This is a genomic window from Bradyrhizobium sp. (genome assembly GCF_016462955.1).
Taxonomy (GTDB): Bacteria; Pseudomonadota; Alphaproteobacteria; order Rhizobiales; family Xanthobacteraceae; genus Bradyrhizobium.
In genome coordinates, this window is the sequence record NZ_JAEMSD010000538.1 from 1 (window position 1) to 3,735 (window position 3,735).

2 protein-coding genes and 1 pseudogene are annotated in these 3,735 nt (G+C 67.2%); 2 read left to right on the forward strand and 1 reads right to left on the reverse strand.

Features of this window, described 5'->3' with window-relative positions; translation table 11 throughout:
- Positions 1 to 28: 28 nt before the first annotated feature.
- Together JHD07_RS33755 and fliP are read left to right on the forward strand one after the other, a co-directional pair.
- Positions 29 to 73, forward strand: a pseudogene (locus tag JHD07_RS33755) (hypothetical protein); the annotation flags it as partial.
- A gap of 129 nt (positions 74 to 202) precedes the next feature.
- Positions 203 to 961, forward strand: a complete 759-nt coding sequence (gene fliP / locus JHD07_RS33760) for a flagellar type III secretion system pore protein FliP (protein ID WP_291630036.1) — start codon at positions 203 to 205, stop codon at positions 959 to 961.
- Between the two features lie 168 nt (positions 962 to 1,129).
- Here the strand turns inward: fliP and JHD07_RS33765 are convergent.
- A partial coding sequence (locus JHD07_RS33765; RefSeq protein WP_291630034.1) for a tetratricopeptide repeat protein occupies positions 1,130 to 3,735 on the reverse strand: 2,606 nt, incomplete at its 5' end.

Below are 3,735 nucleotides of genomic sequence, written 5' to 3' on the forward strand. Positions count from 1 at the left end.
CGTCGTCGGCGCGGAGGCGTCCGGCGAAATCGCAAGCGTCGGCGAAGGCGTCACGCGCTTTAGGCCGGGCCAGAAGGTCGTGATGTATGGCGCGCTGACATGCGGCGTCTGTCCCGCCTGCAAAGCCGGCCGCGGAAAAGACCAGTTTCGAAAATCTCGAAGACGAGATGGCCTCCCTGCTCGGCCGTCCGAAGCCGTCTTCGTGAGGTTGCCGGCCCTCCCGCGTAGAGTTCTTTTCCTTTCTGTCCTGGTCGGCGCGGCTTCGCTCGCGATGCCGGCGCATGCCCAGGACATCAGCATCAATCTCGGCGGCGGCGCCGGTGGCGGCGGCGTCACCGAGCGCGCGATCCAGCTGATCGCGCTGCTCACGGTGCTGTCCATTGCGCCGTCGATCCTGATCATGATGACGTCGTTCACGCGCATCGTGGTGGTGCTGTCGCTGCTGCGCACAGCGATGGGCACCGCGACCGCCCCGCCGAATTCGGTGATCATCGCGCTCGCGATGTTCCTCACCTTCTTCGTGATGGGGCCGGTCCTGCAGAAATCCTACGACGAGGGCATCCGCCCGCTCGTCGCCAACCAGATCGGCGTCGAGGATGCGTTCCAGCGCGCCTCCGTGCCCCTGCGCGGCTTCATGCAGAAGAACGTGCGTGAGAAGGACCTCAAGCTGTTCCTGGATCTCTCCGGCGAACCGCCGCCGGCCACGCCCGACGATCTCGCCCTCCGCATTCTCGTCCCCGCCTTCATGATCTCGGAACTGAAGCGCGCCTTCGAGATCGGCTTCCTGTTGTTTCTGCCCTTCCTCATCATCGACCTCGTCGTCGCCTCGGTGCTGATGTCGATGGGCATGATGATGCTGCCGCCGGCGACGATCTCGCTGCCATTCAAGCTGATCTTCTTCGTGCTGGTCGACGGCTGGTCGTTGGTGGCTGGGAGTTTGGTGCAGAGTTACGGGGGATGAGGCTTCGTTCGCGACCGCGTCCTTTCCGCTCTCAGCGACAGCCCCCGCTCCCTCCTCGTCAATTGCGAGGAGCTCTTCGCGATGAAGCAATCCCTGACTGCCGCCGATGAGAGATGCCGGATTGCTTCGCTCCGCTCGCAATGACGGCGGATGGGGCGGTACCGTTCTCTACCGCGTCATCTTGATCTGCCGCACCACCGGAATCGTGGGCAGCGAGCCGGTGTGGTCGCTGTCGTCCTTGGCCTGCGGCGCGCCGGGGGCACGGGCGGTGGCGTCGGGGAAGCGCTGCTTCATCTCGCGCAGGAAGCCGTCGAGCGTATCGACGCTGGCGGCGAGCTTGGCGATCTCCGCGAATTCGGCGCTGGAGGCTGCAGCCGGCTTGCTGGCGATGTCGAAGGCGAGGCGGTCGGCGCTCTCGCTCATCAGCGGCGCGTATTTCTCGCGGAAGCGCGATAGGCCGATGGAATCGTCGGCGAGCGCGTAGCCGACGGCGGCGCGGATGATATCGCTCTTCTCGACCGCATTGAGTGGCTTGAAGTCGCGGAAGCGCTCGCCGTAATAGAGCTCGATCTGCTCGGCGGACTCGCGCCAGCGCCGCGCCGCCCAGAAGATGTCGGAGCGGAGACGGAGCACCTCGCGCCCGGACACGTTCGAGACGATGTCGAGTGCGAGATCGTGACGGCCGACGTCGCTCTGCGCGCGCCCCTCCAGCAGCAGGCGCTGCTGCCGGAGTTCGCCCGAGAGATCGCTGATGCGGCTCGCGCGCAGCGCGGTGATCGCCATGTCGGGCCTGCGATTGGCGAGATAGATCATGGCAAGGCGCGCGGCCACCTGGGCGCGCGCCGCGCCTTCGAGACGATGATCGACCTGGTATTGCAAGAGCTCGGCGGCCTGGTCGAGCAGATCGATCGAGGCGAGACGGTCGGCGAGCCGACGGATCAACTCGTCGCCACGCCGGCCGATCGGCGTCAGCTCGCGGAACTCGTAGAACATCCCGAGCGCCTCCACCGGCGGCAGCTCGTCACCCTTCGGCCCGAGGAAGAGCTGCGTGAACAGCTCGGAGGCGAGATCCTGCGCCTGACGCGAGGCTTCGGCGTTGGGCTGCAGCCGCGTCGCCGTGCGCGCCGCGGTGAGCGCGTCCCGGTAGCGTCCGGCCTCGGCATACATCCGCGACAGCATCTGGAGCGTCTTGACCTCGATCGCGTCGCCGCGCCAGGTCATCGACAGCGTCTCGAGTTCGCGCAGCGCCTCGTCCTTGCCGATCTCGTCGCGCCTCTGCCGCAGCGCGATCTCGAGTTGCTTGGCCTCGGCCGCAGCCTGGCGGTCGTTCGAGGCGGCGGCGAGCTTGTAGTCGTCGAGCGCATCCTTGTCGTGGCCGAGCGCCTCGGCGAGCCGGCCGCGCAGCACGGCGAAGCCGGGCGCAGCCTCGGGCGGGACACCGACCACCTCCAGCTCGCTGCGGCGTTTGGAGGCGCCGGCATAGTCCTTCACCTCGAGCGAGGCGCGCATCGCCTCCATCGTCACGATGCGCTGGATGTCGAGGGGCAGCGAGGCGATGGCGAATTCGACGTTCTTGAACTTCTCGCGCGCGTCCGCCCATTTGCCCTGGCGCGCATAGGCAAGCGCCTTCCAGAGCTGGGAATCGTGGCTGTTGCCGATCACGGGATTGGCAAGATCCTTCAGGCCCTGCGCGGGCCGGCCGATCAGGATGCTCGCGATCGCATGCATGATCAGCGCACCGCTCTCCTCCTTGTTGAGAGGATCGCCCAGCATCACGTCGGTCACGGCCTTGGCTTCGTGATACATGGCGCGCGACATGTAGAACTGCGCGAGATCGAGCCGCGGCAGCGAGCGCAGCGCCGGCTCGACGGCCGAAATCGCCGTCATCAGTTCGCTCTGCCGCGCCATGAAGTTCTCCGACTGGCCCTTGCGCCAGCCTTCGGGGCTGAAGACCGGGCGGACCGCGGTCGGCGCCCGCTCGGCCGAGATGTCGACCGGCGACAGCGTCAGTCCGCCCTTCTTGCCGAGGATCACCTTGTCCAGGCCGACCTCGACGCCGACCTCGTCGGAGTTCGGCCGGATCGCGATGCCGTGCGCGGATTCCAGCAGCGAGAGATCGACGAGGTCCTGCCGCTTGATGAAGCCGCGCACGGGCCGCTGGGCGGTGACGACGAAGAGCGTGTCGCCGGCATCGGGATCGATGAGCTTGTGCAGGAGGCCTGGATTGGCGAAGGGAATTGCGATATTGGCCAGCGCAGGATCGGTGATGTTGCGCGACATCATCAGCGGAAGCGGCGTGGACTGGATCTTGTCGGCGAGCGTCAGCATCCAGTTGGTTTCCTTGCCGACCTCCTCGCTCGTCAGCGAGTAGACCAGCGGACGGGTGAGACGGATACGCACCGCCTGCCCCTTGTCGAGCGGGACGCGGCCGACCTCGCCGATCATCGCGCCGCCCCGCGTGCGGATCGCCTCGACATCGATGGGCTTCGGCGTATCGAACACCAGCCACACCGTGTCGCCGCGGCGGAACGCCGCCGCCGGCGTTGCGACCTGAAGCGGGAACGTCACGCGCAAGCCGTCGCTGTCGCGGCGGGCATCGACGCTCGCAATCGCAGGCTGCGGCGCAGGCTGCGGTTCGGCAGGCGCAGCCTTGATCGGCTCGGCTTTGGCGGGCTCGGCTTTGGCAGCTTCCTTGAGCGGGTCCGTCGCCGTCTCTCGCGGCGCTTCAGCCGGCGCAGCCGCTGCTTCCCGCGCAGGCGGCGGCTTTGCAGCTT